The organism is Nocardia sp. NPDC059228 (assembly GCF_042754245.1).
Lineage (GTDB): Bacteria > Actinomycetota > Actinomycetes > Mycobacteriales > Mycobacteriaceae > Nocardia.
Genome location: NZ_JBHZAL010000003.1, coordinates 210,976 through 235,548 on the forward strand (window position 1 = coordinate 210,976; position 24,573 = coordinate 235,548).

The window sequence follows — 24,573 nt, forward strand, 5'->3', positions numbered from 1 at the left end:
ACCGATGAGTAGCATTGACGAGGGGTTTTGGGATTGCGGAGACAGTACCGTGACCTGCGCCACTTAGGCTGTATGCGGCTGATTTCCGCTCCATGTGACTGATTAGAGTCCGAGCCAACCCGCCTCCGACGACGGGCCGCCAACCAAGACGTTGTCACAACAACGCAGACGAGACGGTGAGTACATGGATCTCTTCGAATATCAGGCGAAGGAACTCTTCGTGAAGCACGGAGTGCCTTCGTCGGAGGGCCGCGTCACGGACTCGGCCGAGGACGCCCGTGCGATCGCGGAAGAAATCGGCAAGCCGGTGATGATCAAGTCGCAGGTCAAAGTCGGTGGCCGCGGCAAGGCCGGTGGCGTGAAGTACGCCGCCACCCCGGACGACGCCTTCACCCACGCGCAGAACATCCTGGGCCTGGACATCAAGGGCCACATCACCAAGAAGATCCTGGTTGCCGAGGCCAAGGACATCGCCTCGGAGTACTACATCTCCTTCCTGCTCGATCGCTCCAACCGCACCTACCTGGCCATGTGCTCGGTCGAGGGCGGCATGGAGATCGAGGAGGTGGCCGCCACCAAGCCGGACCGCCTGGCCAAGGTGCCGGTCGACGCCGTCAAGGGCGTGGACCTGGCCTTCGCCCGTTCCATCGCCGAGCAGGGCCACCTGCCCGCCGACATCCTCGACGCCGCCGCGGTGACCATCCAGAAGCTGTGGGAGGTGTTCATCAAGGAGGACGCGACCCTGGTCGAGGTCAACCCGCTGGTGCGTACCCCCAACGACGAGATCCTCGCCCTCGACGGCAAGGTGACCCTGGACGAGAACGCCGAGTTCCGCCACCCCGACCACGCCGAGTTCGCGGACATCGACGCCACCGACCCGCTCGAGCTCAAGGCCAAGCAGAACGACCTCAACTACGTGAAGCTCGACGGCGAGGTCGGCATCATCGGCAACGGCGCCGGCCTGGTCATGTCGACCCTGGACGTCGTCGCCTACGCCGGTGAGAACCACGGCGGCGTCAAGCCCGCCAACTTCCTCGACATCGGCGGTGGCGCTTCGGCCGCCGTCATGGCCGCGGGCCTGGACGTCATCCTCAACGACGAGCAGGTCAAGTCGGTGTTCGTGAACGTCTTCGGTGGCATCACCGCCTGTGACGCGGTCGCGAACGGCATCGTGCAGGCCCTGGAGATCCTGGGCGCCGAGGCCAACAAGCCGCTGGTCGTCCGCCTCGACGGCAACAAGGTCGAGGAGGGTCGCAAGATCCTCGTCGACGCCAACCACCCCCTGGTGACCCTCGCTCAGACCATGGACGAAGGCGCCGACAAGGCCGCCGAGCTGGCTGCGGCCAAGTAAGGACACGAACCAAAATGTCTATCTTCCTGAACAAGGACAACAAGGTCATCGTCCAGGGCATCACCGGCGGCGAGGGCACCAAGCACACCGCGCTGATGCTGAAGGCGGGCACCAACGTGGTCGGCGGTGTCAACGCGCGCAAGGCGGGCACCACCGTCAAGCACGTCGACGCCCAGGGCAACGAGGTCGAGCTGCCGGTCTTCGCGACCGTCGCCGAGGCCATGGAGAAGACCGGCGCGGACACCTCCATCGCGTTCGTTCCCCCGGCCTTCTCGAAGGACGCCATCATCGAGGCCATCGACGCGGAGATCCCGCTGCTCGTGGTCATCACCGAGGGCATCCCGGTGCAGGACACCGCCTACGCGTGGGCCTACAACGTGGACAAGGGCAACAAGACCCGCATCATCGGCCCGAACTGCCCCGGCATCATCACCCCGGGTGAGTCGCTGGTCGGCATCACCCCGGCCAACATCACCGGCAAGGGCCCGATCGGCCTGGTCTCCAAGTCCGGCACCCTGACCTACCAGATGATGTACGAGCTGCGGGACTTCGGTTTCTCCACCGCCATCGGCATCGGCGGCGACCCGGTCATCGGCACCACCCACATCGACGCCATCGAGGCGTTCGAGAAGGACCCGGAGACCAAGCTCATCGTCATGATCGGCGAGATCGGCGGCGACGCCGAGGAGCGGGCCGCGGCCTACATCCAGGCCAACGTCAGCAAGCCGGTCGTCGGCTACGTCGCGGGCTTCACCGCGCCGGAGGGTAAGACCATGGGCCACGCCGGCGCCATCGTCTCCGGCTCCGCCGGTACCGCCCAGGCCAAGAAGGACGCCCTCGAGGCCGCGGGCGTGAAGGTCGGCAAGACCCCGTCCGAGACCGCCGCCCTGGCGCGCGAGATCCTGGAGAAGGCGAGCATCAGCGCCTGATGAGTTCTCGTGCCCCGCTTCCTGGCGGAAGCGGGGCGCAGGGCGAGATCTGATTGGCTGAGCACGAAGGCCGCCTGTCGAATTCGACAGGCGGCCTTCGTGATTCGCGGGACTGTGACGAACCCGGCCGGGGGCGGGGGTTTGCGGGTGCGACGGTCCGGGTAGGGCGATCGTGTCCTGCGCCGATTCGGGTATTGCGGTCGGGCCACGGCTGGTGGTAGATGGTGCCCGCGGCCGTCGAGTGCAGTAGCGTCGGTGGAGGTTCGTGAACGACTCGATAGGAGACGACGACATGTCATACCCGACCGGGGGCTCGGGATACAACGCGCCCCAGCCGACGCCCTCTTCCGCTTTCGGATACGGCTCGCAGCCCGCAGGCGCTCCCGCTGCCGGTTCGGGAACGTCGTCCGTCGCGGGCAAGGGCCTGCCTTTCTTCCTCGCCGTGGGCGTGGCCGCGCTCGGCGTCATCAACTTCCTGCTCGGCTTCGCGCCCTATATCGGCACCAAGGCCGTCGACATCGGCAACACCCGGGTCGGCGGTGACACCAGCTTCAGCCTGTTCGAGAGCACCGGCTCCGCGGCGCTGGTGACGATCCTGCTGATCGCGGGTCTGCTGGCCGGCCTGTCGCTGCTGCCCAAGCAGAGCGGCAACACCGGCATCGTGGCGGCCGCCTCGTTCGGCGCGTTCCTGGGCATCCTGTTCGGCTCCTTCGACCTCGGCGACAGCGTGACGCTGAAGTGGGGCGGCTGGGTGATCCTTTTCCTGTCGTTCGTGCAGGCCGTGGTGGCCGTGCTGGCGCTGCTGTTCGAGCTCGGCATCGTGAAGGCGCCCGAGCCGAAACCCGCCGCGCCGCAGGGTGGTTACGGTCAGCAGCCGCCGCAGCCGTTCAGCTCCACCGGGCCGCAGTACCAGCAGCAGGCGTTCGGTCAGCAGCCCGGCTACGGTCAGCAGCCGTCGTTCGGTCAGCCGGCGGGGTACGGCCAGCAGCCGCAGCAGCCGTCCTACGGTCAGCCGGCCGGTTACGGTCAGCAGCCCGCGGGCTACGGCACCGGTTCCCAGCCGACCTACGGTCAGCAGCCGCCGTCCTACGGCCAGCAGCCCGCCCAGCCCGGTTACGGTCAGCAGTCGCCGTACGGCACGCCGCAGCAGCCGGCCGGGAGTGCGGACGCGACCCAGCATTTCGGCGCCCAGGCGCAGCGCCCGGCGCAGCCGTTCGGCGGCGAGCAGGCGGCGGATCCGTCGGCGGACGCCACCCGTGCCTTCCGGCCGGGCCAGGACGACAAGTAGTTTCGCCTCCCATCAGGAGCGGCCTCCGGTATGTGACCGGGGGCCGTTCTCTTTTGCCAGCGCGCCGGTCGTCCCGGCGCGCCTGACCCCACGGTTTCCGAGATGCTGCCACGCTGGATGTCCATGAATGCCCCCAGAACTGCCCTGGCTCGCCTGAGCGACCCCGATCTCCGGGAGCCGCGGCGGCCCCCGGTCCGGCGGCGCGGCGGGGGCGGCGGGGGTTTCGGATCGCTGACCCCGGAACGTGCCCGGGTGCTGATGCTGGTCGCCGCGCGCGCCTCGGCCATCACACTGCTGGCGATCTTCGTGCTGGTGTACGCCACCCTGTTCGCGGCGGGTAGCGGGATGAGCGGTTCGTCGGGCGCTATCGCCGCGAGCTGGCTTGCGGTGCACCAGGTTCCGCTGGTGATCGGCAAGACCGGGATCGGGCTGTGGCCGCTGCTGCCGACCCTGCTGATGCTGTGGCTGGTGGCGCGGGACAGCGCGCAGGCGGCCGGGCCCGAGTGCGAGACCGCCGAGCTGGGCTGGGTGCTGGGCGCCGCGGTGGGCGGCCCGCTGCTGATCACCGCGGTGTGCCTCGCGGTGGCCGAGGACGCGGCGGCGGTGGTGTCGCTGCAGCCGCCGGACGCCCTGGCCGCCTTCGCCTGGGTGCTCGGGCTGAATCTGCTGGCGGCGCTCGTGGGCATCGGTGCGCGGCGCTGGCGCGACTTCGCCGATCTACTGCCGATTCCCTTGCCGGACTGGGTGGTTCCCGGTTTCCGGGCGGGGCTGCGGGCGGTGGGCCGCCTGCTGCTGGCGGCGACCGCGGTGACCGTGGTGTCGTTCCTGCTGCACTGGTCCCGCCTCGGCGACACCTATCACGCGGCCGGAAACGCGGTCGGCGCACTGGGTTTGACGCTGCTGTCGCTGGCCTACCTGCCGAATGTCGCGGTGGACGCGGTGAGCGTGCTGGCCGGCGGGCAGGTACAGATCGGCCCGGGATCGTTGAGCCTGTTCGCGATTCAGGGCGCGCCGGTGCCCGCGGTGCCGGTGGCGGCCGCGGTGCCGTCGGGTCCGGTGGCGGTGTGGTGGCTGGTGCTGCTCCTGGCGCCCGCGGCGATCGGAGTGCTCTCGGGCCTGGATTGTGGTCGCACCTCCAATGATCGGGCGACCGCGCCCTGGGCGACGCTGACCGCCGCCGGGGTGGCGGCCGTCGTGGTGGCGCTGCTGGGCGTGGTGGCCGGGGGCGAGCTGGGCACCTTCGGCCGGATCGCGCCGAATGCGGTGGGCGCGGCGCTGGTGTTCGTCTGGCTGGCCGTCGCGGGATACGTGGGCATGCTGGGCGCCCGGTTCTTCGGCGGCCCGGCCGTGGTGGCCCCCGCGGCCTTCGACGACGCCTATGACGACGAATACGAGTACGAGGACGACTACTACTACGCGGACGACGACGCCGAGTACGCGGACGACGAGTACGACGATGACGAGTACGACGACTACGACGAGGATTTCGACGACGAGGCCGCCGGTGACGCCCAGCCCGGCGCCGGCCACGACGACGAGGGCGGCTGGTACGGCGACGAGGATCTCGACGGCGCCCTCGAGGCCGAACTGGTCGACGACCAGGACGAGTACGCCGCCGATGGCGCTGTGAAATCCACCGACAACCCCGACATCGTCGACGCGGAAGTGGTAGAGGGAGACCTGCCGGACAAGTAGCAAGTGGACGGTCGTTAGGCTTGAGGCGGCGGGTTCGTTTCCGCCGTCCCATCCCGCTCCGATCGACAGGGAGTAGTGCGCTGACGTCCACGCCCGCCCCGCAGCTGCCGCCGACCGCGCCCGCGAGCGTCGTGGTGCTGGCTTCCGGCACCGGATCCCTGTTGCGTTCGCTGCTGGAAGCGACGCAGCAGCCGGGTTATCCGGCCACCGTGGTCGCCGTCGGGGTGGATCGCGATTGCGCCGCCACCGAGCACGCCGCGGCCTTCGATGTCTCGTCGTTCAAGGTCGCTCTGCGCGATTTCCCGGACCGCGCCGCATGGGATGTGGCGCTCACCGAGGTGGTCGCCGCCTTCGAACCCGATCTGGTGGTGTCCGCGGGCTTCATGAAGATTTTCGGCCCCGCTTTCATGGACCGTTTCGGCGGTCGCATCATCAATACCCATCCCGCGCTGTTACCCGCCTTCCCGGGCGCGCACGGGGTGCGGGACGCGCTCGCCTACGGCGTGCGGGTGACCGGTTCCACCGTGCATCTGGTCGACACGGGTGTCGACACCGGGCCGATCCTGGCGCAGGAGGCGGTCACGGTGCTGCCCGATGACGACGAGGACACCCTGCACGAGCGCATCAAGGTCGTGGAGCGCCGGCTGCTGGCGGAGGTCGTCGCCGCTGTCGCTACCCGAGGCATTGTCTCCGATGGACGAAAGGCAGTTATCCCAGATGAGCGAGTTCTCCGGTGAGTGAACGCAAGCCGATCAAGCGGGCCCTCGTAAGCGTCTACGACAAGACCGGTCTGATCGAACTGGCCACCGGTCTGCACAGTGCGGGCGTGGAGCTGGTGTCGACCGGCTCGACCGCCGGCAAGATCGCCGACGCCGGCATTCCGGTCACCAAGGTCGAGGACCTGACCGGTTTCCCGGAGACCCTGGACGGCCGGGTCAAGACGCTGCACCCGCGGGTGCACGCCGGCATCCTGGCCGACACCCGCAAGGAGGAGCACGTCGACCAGCTCGTCGAGCTGGGTGTCGAGGCCTTCCAGCTCGTCGTGGTGAACCTGTACCCGTTCACCCAGACGGTCGCGTCCGGCGCGAGCGTCGACGAGTGCGTCGAGCAGATCGACATCGGCGGCCCGTCCATGGTGCGCGCCGCCGCCAAGAACCACCCGTCGGTCGCGGTCGTGGTGAACACCGGTGACTACGCCGACGTGATCGCCTCCGTGCAGCAGGGCGGTTTCACCCTGGCCGAGCGGACCGCGTTGGCCGCCAAGGCTTTCCAGCACACCGCCACCTACGATGTGGCCGTCGCCAGCTGGATGACCAGTGTGGCGGTCCCGGCCGTCGCGACGGAATCCGAAGGCGCGCAGCAGTTCCCGGAGTGGATCGGCGGCACCTGGCAGCGCGCGGATGTGCTGCGCTACGGCGAGAACCCGCATCAGGCGGCCGCGCTGTACACCAACCAGGGTGGCCCGGTCGGGCTCGCGCAGGCGCAGCAGTTGCACGGCAAGGAGATGTCGTACAACAACTACACCGACGCGGACGCCGCCTGGCGCGCCGCCTACGACTTCGACGAGCCGGCGGTGGCGGTCATCAAGCACGCCAACCCGTGCGGCATCGCGATCGGCGCGGACATCGCCGAGGCGCACCGCAAGGCGCACGCCACCGACCCGGTCTCCGCGTACGGCGGCGTGATCGCGGCCAACCGCGAGGTCTCCGTGGAGATGGCCGAGCAGGTCGCCGACATCTTCACCGAGGTCATCGTGGCCCCGTCCTATGCGAATGGCGCGGTCGAGGTGTTGCAGCGCAAGAAGAACGTGCGCGTGCTGGTGGCCGAGCCGGCCCAGCGCAAGGGCGCGGAGCTGCGTCCGGTCAGTGGCGGTGTGCTGCTGCAGGAGCGCGACATCCTCGACGCCGCGGGTGACAGCGCCGCCAACTGGACGCTGGCCGCGGGTGAGGCCGCCGACGAGGCCACCCTGCGCGATCTCGAATTCGCCTGGCGCGCGTGCCGTGCCGTGAAGTCCAACGCCATCCTGCTGGCCGATGACGGCGCGGCCGTCGGCGTCGGCATGGGTCAGGTCAACCGGGTCGATTCCTGCAAGCTGGCGGTGGAGCGGGCCGGTGACCGCGCCAAGGGGTCGGTGGCGGCCTCGGACGCGTTCTTCCCGTTCTCGGACGGCCCGCAGATCCTGGTGGCCGCCGGAGTGCGCGCCATCGTGCACCCGGGCGGTTCGATCCGTGACAAGGACACCATCGAGCTGTGCCGTGAGGCCGGAGTGACCTTGTACCTGACCGGTTCCCGGCACTTCGCGCACTGAGCGTGAGCCACTGCTGACGCGAGCCATGTAGCGGGACAACGACATCAGGGGCAGGGGCCCGGATCGTACATCGGTCCGGGCCCCTGTCGCGTGCGCGGACCGCCTCCGCCGCAGCGTCGGGAACTAGGTGGCGCTGAGGACTTTTCGATCACCCAGCGGGGACTTCAGCTGGATCTCGAGAGTGCCGAAGACGGCGATCATGGTGCACATCTTGCCGACCGCGTCGGGCAGGGTGCCGGACTTCAGGTCGACGGTGACGGTCGAGGAGGTTTCGGTGACGGTGGCGTTCACGCCGTAGCACTCGGGGGAGCCGGTCTGGAAGTTGACCGCGATCCGGTCGGGTGCGACCCGGGTCCAGCTGTCGAACGAAATGCCGTGTGGGCTCACGATACTCGGATCCGCCGTGAAAGCCCGTCCGATCTGCCCGTTGGGGGCCTCGGTGGGCGTGGTCTTGGTGCTGGTCGCGGCGGCGCCGCTCTTCGATTGGTCGCCAGTGCTTTCCGTGCTTCCGCACGCCGTGATGGTGAGCCCGATCAGAGTGGCTGCGGCGGCAGCGATCAGGCGGCGTCCCCGTGTCCCGTACATGGCTGACACCCTAGTGTCCGCGACCGCGCAGCAGGCGCACGCGCCGGATTCGGCCCCCTGGCGAATTTCTGGCGAAGACACGCCGAAATCTTCGCAGAACCGGCGCGTAACCGTGCGATGACCGGCTCGGGATCGGTAGTGTCGTGACAGATGCGCGAATGCAGTTCCGCGCCATCGGCTTATCTCATGATCACCCCCTCCCGAAAGGACGCACCGTGGGCGACTCGTTGAAGGTCGGCGAAGAACTCGGTCGTGGAGAGGCGCTGCAAGGCGGTGCCTACACCCTGACTCTGCAAGATGATGGCAACCTGGTGCTGTCCGAACCGAGCGGCAATGTCGTATGGGCCACCGGCACCAACGGCCAGGGCGTCGTCCGGGCCACCCTGCAAGACGACGGCAACTTCGTTCTCTACAAGGAGGACGGCGCCGCCTGGTCCACCGAGACCAATGGCAAGAACGTGGACCGTCTGGTCGTCCAGCCCGACCGCAATGTGGTGCTGTACGGCTCCGAAGGCGCCGTCTGGTCGTCGGGCACCAACACCGACAACCCGCTCCCCGCACCGGAGCCGGTCCAGGCCCAGGCCGCCGCGGTCGTCGAGGAGGTGCCCCCGCCGCCGCCCGCCGCCCAGACCTACACCGTCGAGCCGGGTGACACCCTGTGGGCCATCGCCGAGCGCTTCTACGGCGACGGCAACCGCTACCAGGAGATCGCCAACGCCAGCGGCATCGACAACCCCGACCTCATCCAGCCCGGCCAGGTGCTGACCATCCCGTAATCGCGGCTCCGCCAAGGATTTTGGGATCAAAGAAAGAGGCTCCGATGCGAAAGCATCGGAGCCTCTTTTCTTTTCGTCGTTTCAGGCGATCGCTATCGGCTCGTGAAGGGCAGCAGAGCCATCTCGCGGGCGTTCTTGACGGCGACGGCGACCTGGCGCTGCTGCTGCGGGGTCAGACCCGTCACGCGGCGGCTGCGGATCTTGCCGCGGTCGGAGATGAACGTGCGGAGCAGGTTCACATCCTTGTAGTCGACGGTCTCGACGCCGGCGGCGATCAGGGGATTCTTCTTCGGGCGGCGGGCCTGCTCGGCACGGACCTTCTTCGACGGTGCTCGCTTCACTGCCATGTCAGCGGTTCCTCACTCACGAATCGTGGATGCTTACCAGCTCGATTTGTGCACACCGGGCAGCTCTCCTCGATGGGCCATCGCGCGAACGCGCACGCGCGAGAGACCGAACTTGCGGAGATGACCACGCGGGCGTCCGTCCGCGGCGTCCCGATTGCGCAATCGTACCGGACTGGCATCCCGCGGCAGCTTCTGCAGGGCGGCCTGCGCGGCCGCCCGTTCGGTATCGCTGCTCGCCGGTTTGCGGATGATCTCCTTCAATTCCGCCCGCCGCTGCGCCCACCGTGCCACGACGAGTTTGCGCGCTTCGTTCTTGGCGATCTTCGATTTCTTGGCCACGTCACCGGTCCTCGCGGAAGTCGACGTGCCTGCGGGCGACCGGGTCGTACTTCTTCAGGATCATCCGGTCGGGATCGTTGCGCCGGTTCTTGCGGGTGACGTAGGTGTAGCCGGTCCCGGCCGTGGACTTCAGCTTGACGACGGGCCGGATGTCGGTCGATTTCGATGCCATTGCTCTCCCTTTCAGATCTTCTCGCCGCGGGCGCGCAGCCGGGCTACCACTGCCTCGATGCCGTCGCGGTCGATGGTCTTGATGCCCTTGGTGGAGACGGTCAGCGTGATGCGCCGGTCCTCGCTGGGCAGGTAGTAGGTCTTGCGCTGGATATTGGGGTCCCAGCGCCGGTTGGTCCGCTTGTGCGAGTGCGATACGGACTTGCCGAAGCCCGGCTTGCGGCCGGTGACCTGGCAGATGGCCGACATGGGCACTCCCTTCCGGTGGTAGATGTACATGACAATCGTTTTCGACAACGAATCTATTCCACGGTACCCTCGGTCCTCGGTAATTGAAAATCATTGTCGAAAGGGGGACCGGTGCCGTCCCAACGCAAGCCAGTGCTCGTCCTCGCGGGACTCCCCGGACGCGCCGCCGAGGGTGTCGAGCGGGGCGCCCGCCTGCTGGGCGGGAAGCCCGGCACGGTCGTGGTCCGGCACGACCTGAGCGAGCTGCGCCAGGGCGTGGTGCGGCGCATCGTCCGCATCGACGGCCGGGAGACCACGACCGTGCTGGAACTCGCGCACGGCTGCGTCTCCTGCACCCTGCGCGCCGACCTGCTGCCCTACCTGTGCCTGCTGGCCGAGCGGGATTCGGTGCGGCGCATCGTGTTCGCGCTGGATCCGGCCTTCGAGGCGGAGGCGGTGTGCCGGGCCATCGCCGACGTGACGGTGACCGGCGTGGTCGGCCGGGTGGACGGGCCGGCCGGGCGCAGCGTGCGCATCGACGCCGTCCTCACCTGTGTCGACGCCCGCGACTGGCTGGCCGACGCCACCGGCGACGAGACGCTGTCCGAACGCGGCCATGCCACCGCGGAGGACGAGCGCACGGTGGCGCAGCTGGCTGTCGGTCAGGTCGAATTCGCCGATGCCCTGGTGGTTTTCGACGGCGACGCCGACCTGCTGGACCGCGAGCGCACCGCCGCCGTGCTGGCCCGGCTGGCCCCGCGCGCCCCTGTCGCCTGGGTGGCCGGGCCGCCCGCGCTCGGCGGGGACGACCTGACCTGGCTGCTGCGCCGGATACCCGCGGAGGCGCGCCGCGGGGCACCCTTCGATCCGCACGCCTCGCTGCTGGCCGGCGGTCCGCCGCTAGAGCCGGATTGCGGTGTGGCACTGGTGGAGTTCGCCACCGACCGCCCCTTCCACCCCGATCGGCTGCACTCGGCCATCGATGTGCTGCTGGACGGCGTGGTGAGCGCCCGGGGCCGGGTGTGGCTGGCCACCCAGCCGGACGAGGTGGTGTGGCTGGAGTCGGCGGGCGGCGGACTGCGGGTCGGCGGCGCGGGAAAGTGGCTGGCGGCCATGGCATTCGGGGAACTGGACGAGGTGGATCCGGAGCGGCGCGCGCTGGCCGCGCTGCGCTGGCACGAGCACTTCGGCGACCGCCACACCTCGCTGGTGATCCTGGTCGCCGACGCCGATCCCGAGGAGGTCCGCCACGCGCTGCACTGGGCACTGGTGGACGAGGACGAACTGCGGCAGGTGCGCTTCGCGCCCGAACGGGTCGCGCTGTGGCCGGACCCGTTCGGCGATCAGCACGAAGAGCCGTGTGACACAACCCGATCCGTGCCCATCGCCGGGGACGGCGCCACTCGCGACAACGAAAGGTGAAGTGATGAAACAGGGAATTCATCCCGACTACCATCCGGTGGTCTTCCAGGACGTGAGCACGGGAAAGTGCTTTCTGACCCGTTCCACCGCGGTCTCCACTCGCACCATCGAGTGGGAGGACGGCAATACCTACCCGCTGCTGGTGGTCGATGTGACCTCGGATTCGCATCCGTTCTGGACCGGGAATCAGCGCGTGCTCGACACCGCCGGCCGCGTGGAGAAGTTCGAGCGCCGCTACGGCAAACGCGTTCGCGGCAGTCGCAATTCGACCAGCGATGAGGAGAACTGACCGTGGCCGTTCCGAAGCGCAGGATGTCGCGAGCCAATACCCGCAGCCGGCGTTCGCAGTGGAAGGCGACTCCGCCGGATCTGATTCCGGTCGAGGTCGGGGGAGTGGTGTACCAGGTGCCGCGCCGGCTCGCGCGGGCGGTGGAGCGCGGCCTGATCGGACGATTCCGACAATAGCCCCGAAGTTGCTGTCCCGCCGGGTATCTGCTCGAGTCTTGCCCCTACCGTGTTCGGTGGTCCGAATGTGGCGTGGGTGCGAAAAAGTTTCCCCGAAGTTGTGAACTCGTAGCCTGGCGACGGTATTCTCGTGCCTTGAGGGCGGGTTCTTCTGATCACAGAAGAACCCGCTCATCGCCACTTCAGGGCCCGTTCAGGCTCGCTTTCACGCCAGTTCACGCACTGTTCCGCAATAACACGCGGTCCGGTCGGTCGCCGGCCGGGTGCTGGAACAAATCCGACAAATCGGCCAAATCAACTGTCGGATACCACTTTCGGCTGCTACTCCGCCGGAGCTTGCCCCGCGGCGGCCGGATGGCCGTTCGGGCCGGTGCCCCAGCCGGGCAGCGGCACTCCGGGCAGCAACTGCTCGAGCTTTGCCAGCTGATCGGCGATCGCCGTGGCCGGACCCTCCACCAGCGAGAAGGGGAACGGCCAGCGGTGTTGACCCGACAGCCGCGCCACCTCGTCCTTGAGCTCGGCCGTCGTGGTCTCCAGATCGCTGATCTCGGTGCGCAGTTCGTCGATCTGCGCGAGTGCGGCCGCCAGCCCGTCCACCACCGTCCGGTCGCGGCCCTGGGCATCGGTGCCCAGCTGCGGCCAGCCCTGCAGACCGGGACCGCGCAGCTGTGTCTGGATGTCGCGCAACACCTCGTCCTGTTCGGGAGTCAAGTCGGGTTCCTCCGTTTCCACATCCCACTGGCCGAAGTCGGCTCGGTCGGTTTGGTTCACATCGCATTGCACGCCGTCGACCGTGACCTGCTCGCCGGTCTGATAGAGGGCGATACGCGGATCGATATTCCCCCCGGACCAGGCCACCGTCTGCCACGCCCAGGTCGCGGTCCCGCTGTCCAGTGCCCGGCTCACCGGCCAATATCCGCCGTAGATCCCGACATTCGCGCGTCCGATGACGCTGGCCGCGCCGTCCAGGTAGGCGTCGATGGGCGCCTGCTGCTGCGGGGTGGCGTCGAAATCGGCGGAGAAGTAGATGGGCCGGTCGGCCCGGCCCCCGCAGCGCAGCACCTGGGCCAGCGCGGCGCGCGCATCGGTGACGCCCGCGCCGTAGCCGTCGAGCATGCGGGCGGCGGTGGTCTCCCAGTTGGAGACGATGGAAATGCCCTGTGCGCGCAGGCCGTCCGCCTCGGCGGGAGTGAGGAGCTTGCCCGGCAGGGTGGGCCCGCCCTCGGACAGGTAACGGATGACGAAGTCGTATCCGGCCGCCCTGATGGCACTCGGCGCGGGACGACCTGCGGCGTAGTCCAGCCCGAAACGCATGGTTCCCACTGTAATTCGGCGGACACGCCGACTGTGCCGGATTGCGGTGGTTGACTGGTCGGCTATGAGCGAACGCGACAACTGATTTCGCACGATCGGGGTAACTCGCCGGGGACGTCCAGAGTCGGGTTGGCTCTCAACTTCACTCCGCATGCATGCCTGTCAACGGCTCTCAGCCGGGCGCTGAAGTCGCGGAGAGGCGGAAAGGTGATGACCGATGCCGATACGCAATGAGGCCTGGCCGCCGGGAACACCGTGCTGGGTCGACTGTCAGGTCGACGATCCGGCGAAGGCCGGTGAGTTCTACGCCGCGCTCTTCGGCTGGGACATGCAAGGCGGCGGCGAGGACGCCGGGGGATACCTCATGGCCCTGCGCGACGGGCAGGCGGTGGCGGGCATCGGGCCCAAGCCGGAGGGCGGGGTGCCGTCGGTGTGGACCACGTACCTCGCGGTCGCCGACGCCGACAAGACCGCCGAGCAGGTGACCGCGGCGGGCGGCAGCCTGCTGGTGCCGGCCTTCGACGTGCTGGAGTCCGGCCGCATGTTCGTGGCCGCCGACGCCTCCGGCGCGCCCTTCGCGGTCTGGGAGGCCCGCGCGCACGACGGCGCGGCGGTGTACAACGAACACGGCGCCTACGTCTGGAACGACCTGCACACCGGCGATTTCGCGGCCGCCAAGGCCTTCTACGGTGAGGTCTTCGGCTTCATCTTCACCGAATTCGACGACGAGGCCATGCGCTATGCCACCTTCACCCCGCCCGGCGGGACCGAGTCGGTCGGCGGCATCAACGACGACAGCGTCAACGGTGTCGCCGCCGCCCAGCCCTACTGGCTGACCTGGTTCCAGTTCGAGGGCATCGACTCCGGCCTCACCCGGGCCGTGGAGCTGGGCGCGACCGTGCTCATGTCCGCCACCGACGGACCCTTCGGCCGGATGGCCATCATGGCCGCGCCGCAGGGTGAACTGTTCGGCCTGCTCGATCCCACCACCGCCGAGCCGCCCGCAGCCGCAGACTGATCCGGAGAACGCTCAGCGCACCGATTCCGGCCGCCGCGGACCCTGCTGCGCCGCGGCCTGCTGCGAGGCCGTCTGCAGCGAAGTGCCGTGCGCCGCCTGCGGATCCGCGGTCCGCATCGGGGTCCGCGCCGCGCGCCGGTCCGGCGCGACCAGAATGGCCGTGATCGGAATCGCCAGCGACAGCGTGCCGATGATGAAGGTCGGCACGAAGAAGTTGAACAGCACGTTGCCGTGCGGAGTGGGCGCGGCCGGGTCCACGTGCACCTCGAGCCCGGTCAGCCCGGCGTAGTGCATGCCGATCACCAGGATCGCGTACAGCACCGCGCCGGCCAGCACCATCGGCACCGAGCCGACCCACAGGCTGAACCACAGCATCAACGCCGAGAGCACGAAGGCGATCACGTACACCGCCACCGAGGACACCAGGCTGCGATCGACACTGCCCTGAATCCGGATGGCGCCCAGCAGCAACTGGTGGACGTCACCGAAACCGAAGGCCATCACGGCCGCCGCCACCAGCAGCCGCCACCAGACCAGCCGCCGGCCGTTGACGAGCAGCGCCGCGAACACGGTGGCCGCCGACAGCACCGAGAACAGGGTGATGGACACGTTGTCGTAGCGCAGCTGGCTGCCCCGCACGTCGAAGCCGAGCATCGACACGAAGACCGGCATGGCGACGCCGACGCCGCCGATGGACACCGCCGCCACGAACAGCCACACGATCCGGAACCGCTGGGTCACCGACTTGGTGGACTGGCGAATGCAGGCCAGACCGCACGCCGCGCCCGCGAACGACACGATCAAGGCCAGCGCCAGCACCCAGTAGCCCATGGAGAAGTAGATCATCCCGACACCTCTGTCTTCGTCTGCTGCGACCCTGGACGCGCGAACCGCTAACCGTGCTGCGCGGTTTCGCGCTGTGCGGCCGTCAGCCGTTCGATCGCGTACTCGGTGACGGCGGCCAGTGCCCGGCGCACCTCGGCCGGATCGCGCGCGTCGATGTCCACGATCGGCACGCCCTCGCGCACGCTGAGCGCCTCACGGAGCTCGGTCACCGGGAAGCGCGGCGCGTCCGGGAAGCGGTTGACCGCGATCAGGAACGGCAGCGACTTGGCCTCGAAGAAGTCCACGGCCGCGAAGCTGTCCTCGATGCGGCGGGTGTCGACCAGCACCACCGCGCCGATGGCGCCGCGGATCAGGTCGTCCCACATGAACCAGAACCGCCGCTGCCCGGGCGTGCCGAACAGGTACAGCACCAGGTTGCCGGGCAGGATGATGCGGCCGAAATCCATGGCCACCGTGGTGGTTTCCTTGCCCGGCGTGGCGGCGAGGTCGTCGACCCCGTCGGAGTAGCCGGTCACCATGGCCTCGGTGCGCAGCGGCACGATCTCCGAGACCGCGCCCACGAAGGTCGTCTTGCCGGCGCCGAAACCGCCGGCTACGACGATCTTGGTCGAGGCCGTGCGCGACTCCTCACCCGGTCGCGGCGGGTACTGCAGCGCCAGGTTCGGGAACTGCCCGGTCGTGTACCCGGGGGCCCCGTGCGGGCCACCGGGGTAGCCTCCGCCGTCATAGGGCGCGGAGTCCATGCAGTGTCCTCTCCATTAGTGACCGGCGCTCGTCGAAGGTCGCCTGATCGCTCAAAGTCGAATGCACACGCAGGGTTCCGGCGACGACGAGATCGCCGATGACGACCCGCACCATACCCAGTGGCCGGCCCAGATGGGCCGCGATCTCGGCGACCGAGAGCCGCGCCGTACCGAGTCGCAGGATCTCGGTGCGCACGTCACCGGCGGGCCAGTCGAAATGGGCGGTGTAGGACAGGGTTTCGACGACCGCCTCGAGCGGTAGCTCCACCGCCGGCTCGGTGCGGCCGGAGGTCAGCGCGTAGGGACGAACACGTGTGGTCGGTGGCCGGTTACCGCCGCCGCCAAGGGGATTGGTCATGCGCAGCTCATCTAGGCAGTGCGGGCGGTGGCCGAGACCACCGACCCGACCCGGTCGACCAGTAGGGCCATTTCGTAGCCGATGCGGCCGATGTCGTGCTGCTTGTTGGCCAGCACCGCCAGGTGCGAGCCATTGCCGACACTCATGACCAGCAGGTAGCCGCGTTGCATCTCGACGATGGACTGCATCACCTTGCCGCCCTCGAAAAGCTGTGCGGCCCCGGCGGACAGGCTGGCCAGACCGGCGGTCACCGCGGCCAGCTGCTCACCGCGGTCGGCCGGCAGGTGCGGGCTGGTGGCCTGCAGCAGACCGTCCGCGGAGACCAGGACGGCGTGCGAAACGCCCGGTACCTCCCGGGTGAAGCGGGTGACCAGCCAGTTCAGATTCTCATCGGTGGTGGTGCGCTGGGTGTCGGTCATGCATGCCCTCCGTCGTTGTACTGGGAGTCGGCCCGCCCGGAGCGGACGCCGCTGAGATGCCTGGCGAGGCTGTCGCGGATCTCGTCCGGATTGCGGCCGCTGCCGTCGTCCTCCTGGGCGACGGCACCGGGCACCAGCTGGGCGCCGGGTCGCCGAATCGGCAGGCCGCCCTCGGTGCGACTGGTTGTGGTCGGATTGGCCGCCTCTTCGGCCGCGGCCCAGCCGCTGTCCGAACTCGACGACCAAGCAGCGCCGTTCTGGTTTCCGTCGGCCGGTTCCACCAGCCACTCGGACACCATGCGCTGATAGATCGGGGTCGGGGCCGCGCCGACCGGACGCAGGCCGGGCGGGGGAGCGACCGGGCGCGTGGCGGCGGGTGCGGCCTCGTCGCCGCGAACATTGGTGTCGGCGTTGCCGTTCGTGCGGCCGTCGCCGTTCGTGCCGCCGTTGGTGTCGGCGGCCGGGATCGTGGGCCGATCGTTGTCACCGAACGCGCTGTACCCGTTGCCGAAGTAGCTGCCGGTGTCGGGCCCGTTCGGATTCCAGCCCCGCGCCGGCTCCGCGATCTGCGGCTCGGGGGCGGGCGCGACGGTCTCGGGCATCCAGACGGACTCGGGAGCCGGCTCCGGCTCGGGCGTGCGCGCCTCGCCCCAGTAGTGCACCGGCGCGGGACTCTGCTGCGGCGCAGCCGGTTCCGGCCGCAGCGCGGACACGCTGTAGGCACGCGCGTCCTCGGGTTCGGTGAAGGCGTCGGTGAAGCCGTCCGAGAACCGGTCCTGCACCGGCGGCGGCTCGGCGAACGTGGGAACGATCGGCTGCTCACCGGTGTCGGGGCCCGGCTTGCGCTGTGGCAGGCCGGAACTGGTGAAACGCGCGGTGGTGGTGGCCGGGGCGGGCTCCGGCAGGTTCGGCACCGGGGTCAGCCGCGGCGGGGCGAGCACGGGTTGCGGGCCCGTGATCGGGCCCGAGGGCGCCGGAATCGGGCCGGACGGTACCGGAATCGGCCCGGACGGCATCGCGATCGGGCCGGAGGCCAGGGCTGCCGGGGGCACCGGCAGCGGGGAGGCGACGGGGTACTGACCGGTGGGGTCGCCGACGCGCTCCGGCGCGGGCGAGACCAAGCTGCCCGGCAGGTGCACGCTGCCGGTGATGCCCGGCTGCTGCACCATGGCGGAGGTGCGGCGCAGGCTGACGGTGATGTTGTGCCGCTTGGCCAGGCGGCCGACGACGAAAAGACCCATGCGGCGGGCGGTCTCGACATTGACCTCGCCACCGGAGGCCAGGCGGTCGTTGATGCCCTGCAGGTCCTCGGCGTTCATGCCGAGGCCGCGGTCGGTGATCTCGATCAGGTAGCCGCCGTCCACGGCGCGCGCCACCGACACCGCCACCGGGGTGGTGGGCGGGGAGTAGCGCAGCGCGTTGTCGATCAGCTCGGCCAGCAGGTGCTCGATGTCGACGGCGGGCTCACCGGCGACGATGCCGTCGGGCACGGTGCCGATCTCCACGCGCTGGTAGTCCTCCACCTGGGAGACCGAGGACCACAGCATGTCCGACAGCGGCACCGGCGCGAGATGGCCACGGCGCAGCGCGGTTCCGGCCAGCACCAGCAGGTTGTCGCCGTTGCGGCGCATGCGGGTGGCGAGGTGGTCGAGGCGGAACAGCGATTGCAGGCGCTCGGAGTCGTCCTCGTCGCGCTCGAGCTCCTCGATCAGCGACAGCTGCTGCTCCACGAGGGATTGGCTGCGGCGCGAGAGGGTTTCGAACATGTTGCCGATCTGCAGGCGCAGTCGCGCCTGTTCGGCGGCCAGATGGAGGGCCTGGGAGTGGATGTCGTCGACGGCTCGGGCCAGCTGGCCGATCTCCTCGGTGGTGTGCACGTCGACCGGCGAGATCTCCGGGGTCGCGCCGCCGGCGCGCACCACCTCGAGCTCCTGCGGCAGGTCGATGTGGGCCACCTGCAAGGCGTCTCGCCGCAGGCGGCGGACCGGGACGACCAGCGAGCGGGCCACCACCAGCGCCAGCGCGAGACCGGCCAGCAGCATGCCGATCACGATGGAGGTGTCGCGCAGCACGTTGTTGCGCGCCTCGGTGGTGAGCGCGGCCAGCTTGGAGTCCATCGAGTTCGCGACCGTGGACACTTCCTTCTCGTAGGCGTCGGCACTGCCGCGCAACGAGTCCTGCATGGCCGGCAGGCTGCCCGGATCGGGCACGTTCTGCATCAGGATGCCGACACGCGCGCCGGCATTGTCCTTCAGCGTGTTCGCGTTCTGCGCCGCGTCCGGCGCCATGCCGCGATACACCTCGATCATGGTGATCTCGGCGCCGATGGCGGTGAGCAGCTTGGTGCGCAGCGCCGGATTGGAACCCGCCCCGGGCGCGGCGAGCATGATCCGCTCCTGGGTGAGCAGGCGCGAGGCGGTCTCGGCGGCGCCGAACTGCAGGAAGGACTGCTGCACCCGGAGGTCGCCGACGGTGGGCGCGCCCGCGAGCGCGTTCTGCGCCCGGGTCTGCACCTCGTCGACCTGATCGCCGATGGTCTGCGGGGAGCTGGTGCGCAGGCTGTTGCGCATGGTCTTGGCGACGGCGATGGAGGCGCCGAGTTCCTTCGTGACACCCGGATCGGCGTTCGAGGACTTGAGGACTGTTTCGAGTTCGGCCTCGGCCTGATCGAACTTGGCCGTGGCGGCGTCGAGGTCGGGGTCGACGTCCTGATTGCCGCCGGTGATCGCGGCGACCGCGAGTTCGTTGCTGGTGACGAGGAATTTGATCGTGGGGCGGAGCACGTCCATCTGCTCGCTCGCCGCGCTCAGTTTCGAAATGGTCTGCAATTCGCTGTTGATGCGCAGTACCGCGAACGTCGCGGCGAGGAGCACCGGGAGCACCAGCACGATCCCGACTTTGCGGGTAACGGGCCAGTTGGACAGGCTGAATTGCCAGGACCGGGGTGCTGCTTCCATCCCGCTTCCGTCGCCTCCGCTTCACGATTGACCCTCGGGTACGTATGCGGTTGTACGGCTTTGGGGTCGAACCCGCGCGGAACCAACTAAGGGTCTTCTTTTACGGCCTGCAACATACCGCGTGAGCTGTCCAACGGCAATTCGTAGGACTTTGAGGTTTAGTTCCCGAATGCGGCCTTCCCGCAACGAGTTTCGCGCGAATTTGGGTGACACCGCAACCACTTGGCGTCGGCCCTCCGTGAAACGCGCAGGTCATCTGCCTCACTCGTCCGGCGTGTCGAAGGGGACCTTCTCAGTCACCTCTCAGTCGCTGTGGGCAGACTGGTTGCCATGCGCATTCTGGTAGTCGACGACGACCGCGCGGTCCGGGAATCGCTGCGTCGCTCGCTGACCTTCAACGGGTACACCGTCGACCTCGCGGTCGACGGTCTGGACGCCTTGGAGAAGACCGCCAGTCAGCGACCCGACGCCCTCGTCCTGGACGTCATGATGCCCCGGCTCGACGGGCTCGAGGTCTGCCGCCGGCTCCGCAGCACCGGCGACGATCTGCCGATTCTGGTACTCACGGCACGGGATTCGGTCTCCGAACGCGTCGCCGGACTGGACGCCGGCGCCGACGACTACCTACCCAAGCCCTTCGCCCTGGAGGAACTGCTGGCCCGGCTGCGCGCGCTGCTGCGCCGCACCGCAGGCGATCCGGCCGACGCCTTCTCGGAGGCCATGGCCTTCGCCGACCTGTCGCTGGATCCGGTCACCCGCGAGGTCACCCGCGGCGAACGCCAGATCAGCCTGACCCGCACCGAGTTCTCGCTGCTGGAAATGCTGATGGCCAACCCCCGTCGTGTGCTCACCCGCAGCCGCATTCTGGAGGAGGTGTGGGGCTACGACTTCCCCACCTCCGGCAATGCGCTCGAGGTGTACATCGGCTATCTGCGCCGCAAGACCGAGGCCGACGGTGAACCGCGTCTCATCCATACCGTGCGCGGCGTCGGCTACGTGCTGCGCGAGACCCCGCCGTAGGAGCCGTGCTCGTGGGAAGAACCGTTCCCCGGCGGCCGGTGGTCGCCGGACTCGGGTCGCGTCCGGAGTCGGCCGAGCTGCGGCCGCCCATGCCGCTGACCCGGTCGGTCTCGCTGCGCTGGCGGGTCACGCTGCTGGCCGCCTCCGTGGTGGCCGTCGCGGTCGCCTTCACCTCCATCGCCGCCTACGCCATGGTGGCGCGCTCGCTGTACGCGGACGTGGATTCGCAACTGCGGGCGCGGGCTTCGGTGATGATCGACAACAACCTCGACAGCCTCGGTTTCCAGTCGCTGGTGTTCGCCGGGCTGTACTCCAGCGATGTCGGCGTCGCCCTGGTCTTCCCGGATCAGTCGCAATACGTGCCCCCGCAGACCACGCTTCCGCCCATCGGCAATCAGGAGCGCGCGGTGGCCCGCGGCGAGATCGGCTTCTCGCTGCGCACCGTCGAGGATCAGCGAGTACTGGCGCGGCGCACGCACTCCGGATCCACCCTGGTCGTCTCGCAGCGGCTGCAGCCCACCAAGGAGGTGCTGGACCGGCTGGCCTGGCTGCTGTTCGTGGTCGGCGGCTGCGGGGTCATCGTGGCCGCGGCGGCCGGAACCACCGTGGGCCGCACCGGCTTGCGGCCCATCGCCCGGCTCACCGCCGCCACCGAGCGCATCGCCCGCACCGACGACCTCACCCCCATCCCGGTCACCGGCGACGACGAACTCGCCCGGCTCACCGACAGTTTCAACACCATGCTGCGGGCCCTGGGCGAATCCCGGGAACGGCAGCGCCGATTGGTCGCCGACGCCGGCCATGAGCTGAAGACGCCACTGACCTCTTTGCGCACCAATATGGAACTGCTCATCGCCTCCTCCCGGCCGGGCGCGCCCCGCATCCCCGACGAGGACATGGCCGAACTGCGCTCCGACGTGATGGCCCAGATCGAGGAGTTGTCCACGCTGGTCGGCGATCTGGTCGACCTGGCCCGCGAGGACGCGCCCGAGACCGTCTACGAGCAGATCGACCTCGGCGACGTGGCCGAGCGGGCGCTGGAACGAGTCCGGCGGCGGCGCACCGGAATCGAATTCGACGCCGAGCTGCGCCCCTGGTTCATCTACGGCGACGAACCGGGACTGGAACGCGCACTGCTCAATGTGCTCGACAATGCGGCCAAATGGAGCCCCGAGGGCGCCAAGGTCTTCGTCGCCATGCGCGAGAGCGGACGCGGGCTGCTGGAGTTCGCCGTCGACGACGCCGGGCCCGGCATTCCGCCCGCCGAGCGGGAACTGGTGTTCGAACGCTTCTACCGGACCACCGCCTCGCGCTCCATGCCCGGTTCCGGACTCGGGCTGGCCATCGTCAAGCAGGTGGTGACCAAACACGGTGGCACCATCAACATCGATACTTCCGACCGCGGCGGCGCTTTGATCCGTATCGTGCTGCCTGGAGAAGGCGCACCGCCGCTGCCCGACTCGGCGCCGGACTGAGCGCCGGAAAGCTCGGCGAAAAGCAAGCACGGTCTCAGTCCACTCTCAGTCGTTACCGCCAGGCTTGGCGACGAGACTCGAGGAGAAAACGAGAAATGACCGAGGATTCGACAGTATCCCCCGCAGGCGGGCAGGGCCCCGAGCCCGAAGGCGACGCCCCGGATACCACCGCCTCCGGCCTGCCCAAGCGCGACCCCGCAGGCTCGGCCACCCCCGAGGCCGGATCCCCGCCCTTCGACGGCTTCGCCGCCCCGCAGCCGGGCGCACCCGCCCCTGGCGGAATGACGCCACCTGCGCAGTCGGGCCATCCAGCCCCCGCCGAACGGGCCGCGGCTCCCGGATCGGCCACCCCCGCCTCCGCGGCTCCCGCCGGATTCGGTGCGGCGCAATCCTTTTCCACCGGTGCCGTCCAGGGACCGGGCTCCGGAGTCCCGTCCGGACCCGGTCCCGGCATTGCCGGACAACCGGTTCCGGGTCCCGCGGCACCGGGCCATCCGGGTGCCGGCGGCCCCGCCTACGGCGTGGACCCGGCGACCCAGATCCTGCCCGGCGCGGGTTACGGTCCGCCGCAGGGCGCCCCGGCCTACGGCGCGGCTTTCGGTGGGGCACAGCCCTATTCGGCGCAGTACGGGGCTGGGAAGCATCCGACCGAGGAGATTCCGGCCGGGCTGTACGGGCAGGCGTACGTGGCGTCGGGGGCCGGGTACGCCACCGGACAGCATCCGACACAGGTGATTCCGGGCGGCCCGGGCATGCCGGGCGCGCCGGGGATGCCCTACGCGGGCGCGCCCGCGCCCAAGCGGTCCGGGCGCACCGGTCTGGTCGCGGGTGCGGTGGTGCTGGCGCTGCTCAGCGGCGGGATCGGCGGCGCGGTCGGCGCGCTGGCCACCCACCACAACGACACCCGCTCCACGGTGACCAACGCGCTCGATCAGCCGCTCGGCAATGGCAAGACCGCGCCCGCGCCGGAAGGTTCGGTGCAGGCGGTGGCGCAGAAGGTGCTACCCAGCGTGGTCATGATCCGGGTCGCCGGCGCACGGGCCGAGGGAGAGGGGTCGGGCGTGATCCTGTCCTCGGACGGCCTGATCCTCACCAACAACCACGTTGTCAGCGGCGCGGGCCAGAACGCCAAGATGGATGTGGCCTTCAGTGACGGCACGACCGCCCCGGCCACCGTGGTCGGCGCGGATTCGGTGTCGGACATCGCGGTCATCCGGGTCACCGGCAAGACCGGTCTCCAGCCGATCGATCTGGGCCAGTCGGCGCACCTGCAGGTCGGCCAGGGCGTGGTGGCGATCGGTTCGCCGCTGGGCCTGGCGGGCACGGTGACCAGCGGCATCGTGTCCTCGCTCAACCGCCCGGTCTCCACCAGCGGTGAGCCGGGCTCGCAGGGCACCGTCATCGACGCCATCCAGACCGACGCGGCCATCAACCCGGGCAATTCCGGCGGCGCGCTGGTCGATATGAGCGGCAAGCTGATCGGCATCAATACCGCCATCGCGACCATGGGCACCGCCGAGTCGGCGGGTGCGCAGAGCGGCTCCATCGGCCTCGGCTTCGCCATTCCGGTGGACACCGCGCGCCGGGTCGCCGACGAGCTGATCAAGAACGGCAAGGCCACCTACGCCCAGATCGGGGTGACCGTGCGGGCGCAGGACGACGTCAACGGCGCGCGCGTCATGGACGTGTCGCCCGACGGCCCGGCCGCCAAGGCGGGCATTCCGAAGAACGCGATCATTACGAAAATCGATGATCAGATTGTGGATTCGGGTAATTCGCTGATTGCCGGGGTGCGCTCGCACCGGCCCGGCGACAAGGTCAAGGTGACCTACACCGACGACCAGGGCAAGAACCCCAAGACCGTCGAGGTCACCCTCGGCGAGGCAGCTGCGGAGGGCGGCCGATGATGATTCACGAGAGCGGTAGAGAACCGACCCCGGCGATTCGCGTCACCGGGGACGGGGGCTGGGAGCTGTTGTCGGACAAGGGCGCTACGGTGAGCACCATGGAAATCGATACCGCTGTCGCGGGCCGTGCTCTTGTCGTGGTCGTCGACGATCGAACCGCCCATGGCGGGGTGGACTCGCTGGGTCCGCTGGTCACCGAACTACTCACCGAGGCCGGGTTCCTGGTGGACGCCTCGGTGTCGGTGCAGGCCGATGAGGTGGAGATCCGCAATGCGCTCAATACCGCGGTGATCGGTGGTGTCGACCTGGTCATCTCGGTCGGCGGCACCGGCATGTCGCCGCGTGACGTGACCCCGGAGGCCACCGAGGAGGTGCTGGACCGGGTGCTGCCCGGCATCAGCGAGGCGCTGCGTTCGTCCGGGCTGGCCTCGGGTTCGCTGGACGCGGGGCTGTCCCGCGGTCTGGCCGGGGTCTCGGGCAGCACGCTGGTGGTGAACCTGCCGGGTTCGCGCGCCGCGATCCGGGACGGCATGGCCACCCTGGGCCCGCTGGCCAGCCGGGTCATCGATGAACTGTCCGGTCTGTCGGAATGATCGACGCCGAGCAGCCTTC

General features: G+C 69.2%; 26 protein-coding genes. 15 read left to right on the forward strand and 11 right to left on the reverse strand.

Annotated features, from left to right (window positions below; genetic code table 11):
• The first annotated feature begins 184 nt into the window (after positions 1-184).
• From sucC to purH, 6 genes are all read left to right on the forward strand, one after another.
• Positions 185-1,351 carry an ADP-forming succinate--CoA ligase subunit beta gene (gene sucC, locus ACFXKA_RS07020; protein WP_154789973.1) on the forward strand — a complete coding sequence of 389 codons (1,167 nt, stop codon included), beginning with the start codon at positions 185-187 and terminating at the stop codon, positions 1,349-1,351.
• Between the two features lie 14 nt (positions 1,352-1,365).
• The gene (gene sucD, locus ACFXKA_RS07025) at positions 1,366-2,280 is read left to right on the forward strand and encodes a succinate--CoA ligase subunit alpha (RefSeq protein ID WP_379387303.1); all 915 of its coding nucleotides are present in this window, start codon (positions 1,366-1,368) and stop codon (positions 2,278-2,280) included.
• Positions 2,281-2,572: 292 nt separating this feature from the next.
• The gene (locus ACFXKA_RS07030) at positions 2,573-3,568 is read left to right on the forward strand and encodes a DUF5336 domain-containing protein (protein ID WP_379426449.1); all 996 of its coding nucleotides are present in this window, start codon (positions 2,573-2,575) and stop codon (positions 3,566-3,568) included.
• A gap of 123 nt (positions 3,569-3,691) precedes the next feature.
• Positions 3,692-5,263 (forward strand): DUF6350 family protein, encoded by a 1,572-nt coding sequence (locus ACFXKA_RS07035; RefSeq protein WP_379426450.1) that lies wholly within the window; start codon positions 3,692-3,694, stop codon positions 5,261-5,263.
• A 104-nt stretch (positions 5,264-5,367) separates the two neighbouring features.
• Complete coding sequence (gene purN, locus ACFXKA_RS07040; protein ID WP_379426622.1) at positions 5,368-6,000, forward strand: phosphoribosylglycinamide formyltransferase; 633 nt, start codon at positions 5,368-5,370, stop codon at positions 5,998-6,000.
• The gene (purH, locus tag ACFXKA_RS07045) at positions 5,997-7,571 is read left to right on the forward strand and encodes a bifunctional phosphoribosylaminoimidazolecarboxamide formyltransferase/IMP cyclohydrolase (RefSeq protein WP_354836299.1); all 1,575 of its coding nucleotides are present in this window, start codon (positions 5,997-5,999) and stop codon (positions 7,569-7,571) included. Before purN ends, purH begins: the two co-directional genes overlap by 4 nt.
• Before the next feature lie 123 nt (positions 7,572-7,694).
• Here purH and ACFXKA_RS07050 read toward each other — a convergent pair whose 3' ends face one another.
• The gene (locus ACFXKA_RS07050) at positions 7,695-8,156 is read right to left on the reverse strand and encodes a hypothetical protein (RefSeq protein WP_354836297.1); all 462 of its coding nucleotides are present in this window, start codon (positions 8,154-8,156) and stop codon (positions 7,695-7,697) included.
• A 215-nt stretch (positions 8,157-8,371) separates the two neighbouring features.
• Between ACFXKA_RS07050 and ACFXKA_RS07055 the strand changes: the two genes are divergently transcribed.
• A complete protein-coding gene (locus ACFXKA_RS07055; RefSeq protein ID WP_379426451.1) occupies positions 8,372-8,932 on the forward strand; it encodes a LysM peptidoglycan-binding domain-containing protein in 561 nt (186 codons plus the stop codon).
• Positions 8,933-9,024: 92 nt separating this feature from the next.
• Here ACFXKA_RS07055 and rpsR read toward each other — a convergent pair whose 3' ends face one another.
• The 4 genes from rpsR to rpmB are packed head-to-tail and all read right to left on the reverse strand — an operon-like array spanning position 9,025 to position 10,038.
• Positions 9,025-9,279: a 30S ribosomal protein S18 gene (gene rpsR / locus ACFXKA_RS07060; RefSeq protein WP_040695439.1), complete on the reverse strand. Its 255-nt coding sequence runs from the start codon at positions 9,277-9,279 to the stop codon at positions 9,025-9,027.
• Between the two features lie 33 nt (positions 9,280-9,312).
• Complete coding sequence (gene rpsN / locus ACFXKA_RS07065; protein ID WP_354836292.1) at positions 9,313-9,618, reverse strand: 30S ribosomal protein S14; 306 nt, start codon at positions 9,616-9,618, stop codon at positions 9,313-9,315.
• A 1-nt stretch (position 9,619) separates the two neighbouring features.
• Positions 9,620-9,790 carry a 50S ribosomal protein L33 gene (rpmG, locus tag ACFXKA_RS07070; RefSeq protein ID WP_354836290.1) on the reverse strand — a complete coding sequence of 57 codons (171 nt, stop codon included), beginning with the start codon at positions 9,788-9,790 and terminating at the stop codon, positions 9,620-9,622.
• Between the two features lie 11 nt (positions 9,791-9,801).
• A complete protein-coding gene (rpmB, locus tag ACFXKA_RS07075) occupies positions 9,802-10,038 on the reverse strand; it encodes a 50S ribosomal protein L28 (protein WP_354836567.1) in 237 nt (78 codons plus the stop codon).
• 111 nt (positions 10,039-10,149) lie between these two features.
• Here rpmB and mrf point away from each other — a divergent pair, with 111 nt between their 5' ends.
• The 3 genes from mrf to rpmF are packed head-to-tail and all read left to right on the forward strand — an operon-like array spanning position 10,150 to position 11,904.
• Positions 10,150-11,439 carry a ribosome hibernation factor-recruiting GTPase MRF gene (mrf, locus tag ACFXKA_RS07080; protein WP_379426452.1) on the forward strand — a complete coding sequence of 430 codons (1,290 nt, stop codon included), beginning with the start codon at positions 10,150-10,152 and terminating at the stop codon, positions 11,437-11,439.
• Positions 11,440-11,443: 4 nt separating this feature from the next.
• Positions 11,444-11,728, forward strand: coding sequence for a type B 50S ribosomal protein L31 (locus ACFXKA_RS07085; RefSeq protein ID WP_379426453.1), 285 nt, complete (start codon positions 11,444-11,446; stop codon positions 11,726-11,728).
• A 2-nt stretch (positions 11,729-11,730) separates the two neighbouring features.
• A complete protein-coding gene (rpmF, locus tag ACFXKA_RS07090; RefSeq protein WP_379426454.1) occupies positions 11,731-11,904 on the forward strand; it encodes a 50S ribosomal protein L32 in 174 nt (57 codons plus the stop codon).
• Between the two features lie 321 nt (positions 11,905-12,225).
• Here rpmF and ACFXKA_RS07095 read toward each other — a convergent pair whose 3' ends face one another.
• Positions 12,226-13,218 carry a DUF1906 domain-containing protein gene (locus tag ACFXKA_RS07095; protein WP_379426455.1) on the reverse strand — a complete coding sequence of 331 codons (993 nt, stop codon included), beginning with the start codon at positions 13,216-13,218 and terminating at the stop codon, positions 12,226-12,228.
• A 217-nt stretch (positions 13,219-13,435) separates the two neighbouring features.
• Here ACFXKA_RS07095 and ACFXKA_RS07100 point away from each other — a divergent pair, with 217 nt between their 5' ends.
• Positions 13,436-14,236 carry a VOC family protein gene (locus ACFXKA_RS07100; RefSeq protein WP_379426456.1) on the forward strand — a complete coding sequence of 267 codons (801 nt, stop codon included), beginning with the start codon at positions 13,436-13,438 and terminating at the stop codon, positions 14,234-14,236.
• 12 nt (positions 14,237-14,248) lie between these two features.
• On the opposite strand, the gene ACFXKA_RS07105 is transcribed toward ACFXKA_RS07100, so the two are convergent.
• From ACFXKA_RS07105 to ACFXKA_RS07125, 5 genes are read right to left on the reverse strand one after another with little or no spacing between them, the layout of a single operon-like run.
• Complete coding sequence (locus ACFXKA_RS07105; protein WP_379426457.1) at positions 14,249-15,082, reverse strand: hypothetical protein; 834 nt, start codon at positions 15,080-15,082, stop codon at positions 14,249-14,251.
• A 47-nt stretch (positions 15,083-15,129) separates the two neighbouring features.
• A complete protein-coding gene (locus tag ACFXKA_RS07110) occupies positions 15,130-15,825 on the reverse strand; it encodes an ATP/GTP-binding protein (protein WP_354836276.1) in 696 nt (231 codons plus the stop codon).
• Complete coding sequence (locus ACFXKA_RS07115; protein ID WP_040812792.1) at positions 15,806-16,183, reverse strand: DUF742 domain-containing protein; 378 nt, start codon at positions 16,181-16,183, stop codon at positions 15,806-15,808. Before ACFXKA_RS07115 ends, ACFXKA_RS07110 begins: the two co-directional genes overlap by 20 nt.
• 11 nt (positions 16,184-16,194) lie before the next feature.
• On the reverse strand, positions 16,195-16,602 hold the full coding sequence (locus ACFXKA_RS07120; RefSeq protein WP_154789962.1) for a roadblock/LC7 domain-containing protein: 408 nt from the start codon (positions 16,600-16,602) through the stop codon (positions 16,195-16,197).
• Entirely contained in the window at positions 16,599-19,559 is a 2,961-nt protein-coding gene (locus tag ACFXKA_RS07125; RefSeq protein WP_379426458.1) for an ATP-binding protein, read from the reverse strand. Before ACFXKA_RS07125 ends, ACFXKA_RS07120 begins: the two co-directional genes overlap by 4 nt.
• Before the next feature lie 330 nt (positions 19,560-19,889).
• Between ACFXKA_RS07125 and ACFXKA_RS07130 the strand changes: the two genes are divergently transcribed.
• The 4 genes from ACFXKA_RS07130 to ACFXKA_RS07145 all read left to right on the forward strand — a co-directional run bounded on the left by ACFXKA_RS07130 (position 19,890) and on the right by ACFXKA_RS07145 (position 24,554).
• On the forward strand, positions 19,890-20,579 hold the full coding sequence (locus tag ACFXKA_RS07130; protein WP_354836271.1) for a response regulator transcription factor: 690 nt from the start codon (positions 19,890-19,892) through the stop codon (positions 20,577-20,579).
• A gap of 89 nt (positions 20,580-20,668) precedes the next feature.
• Positions 20,669-22,054: a HAMP domain-containing sensor histidine kinase gene (locus tag ACFXKA_RS07135; protein WP_354836565.1), complete on the forward strand. Its 1,386-nt coding sequence runs from the start codon at positions 20,669-20,671 to the stop codon at positions 22,052-22,054.
• A 452-nt stretch (positions 22,055-22,506) separates the two neighbouring features.
• The gene (locus ACFXKA_RS07140; protein WP_379426623.1) at positions 22,507-23,961 is read left to right on the forward strand and encodes a S1C family serine protease; all 1,455 of its coding nucleotides are present in this window, start codon (positions 22,507-22,509) and stop codon (positions 23,959-23,961) included.
• Between the two features lie 98 nt (positions 23,962-24,059).
• Positions 24,060-24,554 carry a MogA/MoaB family molybdenum cofactor biosynthesis protein gene (locus ACFXKA_RS07145; RefSeq protein WP_354836561.1) on the forward strand — a complete coding sequence of 165 codons (495 nt, stop codon included), beginning with the start codon at positions 24,060-24,062 and terminating at the stop codon, positions 24,552-24,554.
• The last annotated feature ends 19 nt before the right edge of the window (positions 24,555-24,573 follow it).

What these genes read in the sequence shown, in the direction of transcription:
- sucC (WP_154789973.1), top strand. Translation starts at nt 185, where the DNA reads ATGGATCTCTTCGAATATCAGGCGAAGGAACTCTTCGTGAAGCACGGA.
- sucD (WP_379387303.1), top strand. Translation starts at nt 1,366, where the DNA reads ATGTCTATCTTCCTGAACAAGGACAACAAGGTCATCGTCCAGGGCATC.
- ACFXKA_RS07030 (WP_379426449.1), top strand. Translation starts at nt 2,573, where the DNA reads ATGTCATACCCGACCGGGGGCTCGGGATACAACGCGCCCCAGCCGACG.
- ACFXKA_RS07035 (WP_379426450.1), top strand. Translation starts at nt 3,692, where the DNA reads ATGAATGCCCCCAGAACTGCCCTGGCTCGCCTGAGCGACCCCGATCTC.
- ACFXKA_RS07050 (WP_354836297.1), bottom strand. Translation starts at nt 8,156, where the DNA reads ATGTACGGGACACGGGGACGCCGCCTGATCGCTGCCGCCGCAGCCACT.
- rpsR (WP_040695439.1), bottom strand. Translation starts at nt 9,279, where the DNA reads ATGGCAGTGAAGCGAGCACCGTCGAAGAAGGTCCGTGCCGAGCAGGCC.
- rpmG (WP_354836290.1), bottom strand. Translation starts at nt 9,790, where the DNA reads ATGGCATCGAAATCGACCGACATCCGGCCCGTCGTCAAGCTGAAGTCC.
- rpmB (WP_354836567.1), bottom strand. Translation starts at nt 10,038, where the DNA reads ATGTCGGCCATCTGCCAGGTCACCGGCCGCAAGCCGGGCTTCGGCAAG.
- ACFXKA_RS07085 (WP_379426453.1), top strand. Translation starts at nt 11,444, where the DNA reads ATGAAACAGGGAATTCATCCCGACTACCATCCGGTGGTCTTCCAGGAC.
- ACFXKA_RS07095 (WP_379426455.1), bottom strand. Translation starts at nt 13,218, where the DNA reads ATGCGTTTCGGGCTGGACTACGCCGCAGGTCGTCCCGCGCCGAGTGCC.
- ACFXKA_RS07100 (WP_379426456.1), top strand. Translation starts at nt 13,436, where the DNA reads ATGCCGATACGCAATGAGGCCTGGCCGCCGGGAACACCGTGCTGGGTC.
- ACFXKA_RS07105 (WP_379426457.1), bottom strand. Translation starts at nt 15,082, where the DNA reads ATGATCTACTTCTCCATGGGCTACTGGGTGCTGGCGCTGGCCTTGATC.
- ACFXKA_RS07110 (WP_354836276.1), bottom strand. Translation starts at nt 15,825, where the DNA reads ATGGACTCCGCGCCCTATGACGGCGGAGGCTACCCCGGTGGCCCGCAC.
- ACFXKA_RS07115 (WP_040812792.1), bottom strand. Translation starts at nt 16,183, where the DNA reads ATGACCAATCCCCTTGGCGGCGGCGGTAACCGGCCACCGACCACACGT.
- ACFXKA_RS07120 (WP_154789962.1), bottom strand. Translation starts at nt 16,602, where the DNA reads ATGACCGACACCCAGCGCACCACCACCGATGAGAATCTGAACTGGCTG.
- ACFXKA_RS07125 (WP_379426458.1), bottom strand. Translation starts at nt 19,559, where the DNA reads ATGGAAGCAGCACCCCGGTCCTGGCAATTCAGCCTGTCCAACTGGCCC.
- ACFXKA_RS07130 (WP_354836271.1), top strand. Translation starts at nt 19,890, where the DNA reads ATGCGCATTCTGGTAGTCGACGACGACCGCGCGGTCCGGGAATCGCTG.
- ACFXKA_RS07135 (WP_354836565.1), top strand. Translation starts at nt 20,669, where the DNA reads ATGCCGCTGACCCGGTCGGTCTCGCTGCGCTGGCGGGTCACGCTGCTG.
- ACFXKA_RS07145 (WP_354836561.1), top strand. Translation starts at nt 24,060, where the DNA reads ATGGAAATCGATACCGCTGTCGCGGGCCGTGCTCTTGTCGTGGTCGTC.